The sequence below is a fragment of the Gelidibacter sp. genome (assembly GCF_035577925.1).
Taxonomy (GTDB): Bacteria; Bacteroidota; Bacteroidia; order Flavobacteriales; family Flavobacteriaceae; genus Gelidibacter.
Genome location: NZ_DATJCY010000328.1, coordinates 1 through 2,020, shown reverse-complemented (window position 1 = coordinate 2,020; position 2,020 = coordinate 1). Strand labels below are relative to the sequence as shown.

2 protein-coding genes are annotated in these 2,020 nt (G+C 39.2%); both read left to right on the top strand.

What is annotated here, in order from left to right; translation table 11 throughout:
* The first annotated feature begins 173 nt into the window (after positions 1-173).
* On the top strand, positions 174-809 hold the full coding sequence (locus VNJ50_RS12825) for a PIG-L family deacetylase (RefSeq protein WP_325582537.1): 636 nt from the start codon (positions 174-176) through the stop codon (positions 807-809).
* Positions 810-815: 6 nt separating this feature from the next.
* Positions 816-1,958 (top strand): glycosyltransferase family 4 protein, encoded by a 1,143-nt coding sequence (locus VNJ50_RS12820; protein WP_325582535.1) that lies wholly within the window; start codon positions 816-818, stop codon positions 1,956-1,958.
* Positions 1,959-2,020: the final 62 nt, after the last annotated feature.

Sequence of the window (2,020 nt, the reverse complement as noted above, 5' to 3'; positions counted from 1 at the left end):
AAGGAAAAGCTGAAATATGGGTTGATGGGCAAATCTATAATTTGAATTCTGGCCAATGCATCATCATTCCTGCAAATTCAAAAAACACGATTAAAGCGAATGAAAAATTCAAAATGATTTCGACCATCATTAAAAGTGGATTCGAATAATAAATATTGATGTAGAAAAAACATATGACGTCTAAATCAAACAATGCCGTGATTGTGGCCCATCCGGACGATGAAACTTTATGGTGCGGTGGCCAAATTTTGATGCATCCCGATGATCACTGGTTTATAGCCACTTTATGTAGAAAAACTGATCCTGATCGTGCTCCAAAATTCAAAAAAACAGTGTTGGCGTATGGCGCAAACGCCATTATGGGCGATTTGGATGATGGTCCTGAACAATTCCCCTTAGATTCTATTGCGGTCGAAACTGAACTATTAAATCTTCTTCCCCAAAAAAACTATAATCTTATTATTACACATAGTCCGTTTGGCGAATACACCAAACATTTGCGACATGAAGAAATAGGAATCGCAATCATCAATCTGTGGATAAAACAAAAAATAAATATGGATGTGCTTTGGCTTTTTGCTTATGAAGATGGCCGCAAAACTTACTATCCGAAAGCTATTGAAACCGCCGATTTACACATTGATCTTCCATCTCAAATATGGGCAGAAAAGTATCGGATAATCACAGAAATCTATGGTTTTGGAGCCTCAGGATTTGAAGCTCAAACAACGCCAAAAAAAGAAGCATTTTGGCAATTCAAAAATGCAGAAGATGCTCAAAAATGGTTTAAAAAAAATCAATCTAATTAAAAAATTATGAAGGTATTGGTTCTTTATGATTATCCGCCTTCTCCGGGCGGACTTGCAACACAAGGAGATATGCTTTACCGAGGTTTGCTCGAATTGGGCGTTGAAGCCCATGCGGTCCATTTTGAATCCTCGCAAGAAAAAGAATGGTATTACCGCTGGTTTGAACCCGATGTGGTTGTTGGTGTTGGCTATTGGGGGCACACGCCAGATATTGTGCTTCATCCGCAACGTTATGGTACTTTGGCCGTGCCATGGCTGGTTGCCGACGGGTATATTGCCAATTATCAAGAAGTTTTAAACCAGTTGCCGCTCATTTTAGTGACGTCCAATTGGGTGAAAGAGATGTATGTGCGCGACGGTATAAAACCAGACAATATAGAAGTACTTCCTGTGGGCATTGATACGTCGGCTTTTATTCCGTATGATAAAAACGATCCAAAAGTTTTGGCGGTTCGTGAAGCTTTGGGCATTTCACCCGATCAAGTAATGGTATTGACCGTTGGTGGCGATGCCGCTTCCAAAGGTGCACAAGAAGTTATGCAAGCACTATCAATCATTGATACAAAGGCGCCAGATTGGAAATACATCTGTAAAGTTTGGCCACAACCACGTACCAAAATCCAAAACATGCTCGATCTAAAAATGGCCGAATCCCTCGGTCTGGAAAAAAATATTACCTACGCCACCAATACCGTTTCGAGAAATTTTATGCCGTATTTAATGGCTGCTTGCGATATTTATGCAGCACCATCGCGCCTTGAAGGTTTTGGAATGCCACAAGTAGAAGCAGGCGCCTGTGGCAAACCTGTTATTGGCATAAAAGCTATGGGAATGCTGGATACTTTAATTGATGGTAAAACTGCTTTTTTAGCGGATATCGCACAACGAATTGTTGTTAACGAAGTCACTTTAGGTGAAGAATCGGGTTTTGAAACTAATAGAAAAATTGCATTTACAACACCAAGAACCGTCGATTATAGAGCTAATGTTAACGACATAGCCAAGTATTTATTACAACTTATGGAAGATAAAAACTTAAGGATAAAGATGGGAAATGCCGGACGACAACGTGCTGTAGAACATTTTGATTACAAAGTAGTCACGAAAAAGTTTCTTCAAATTTTAGAAGATCGGTTGGGAATAAAATAAGTTTAAAATGAAAACTGAGGATAAAAATTTAATAAAAAGCGCTAAAAAAGCGGCCATAGACG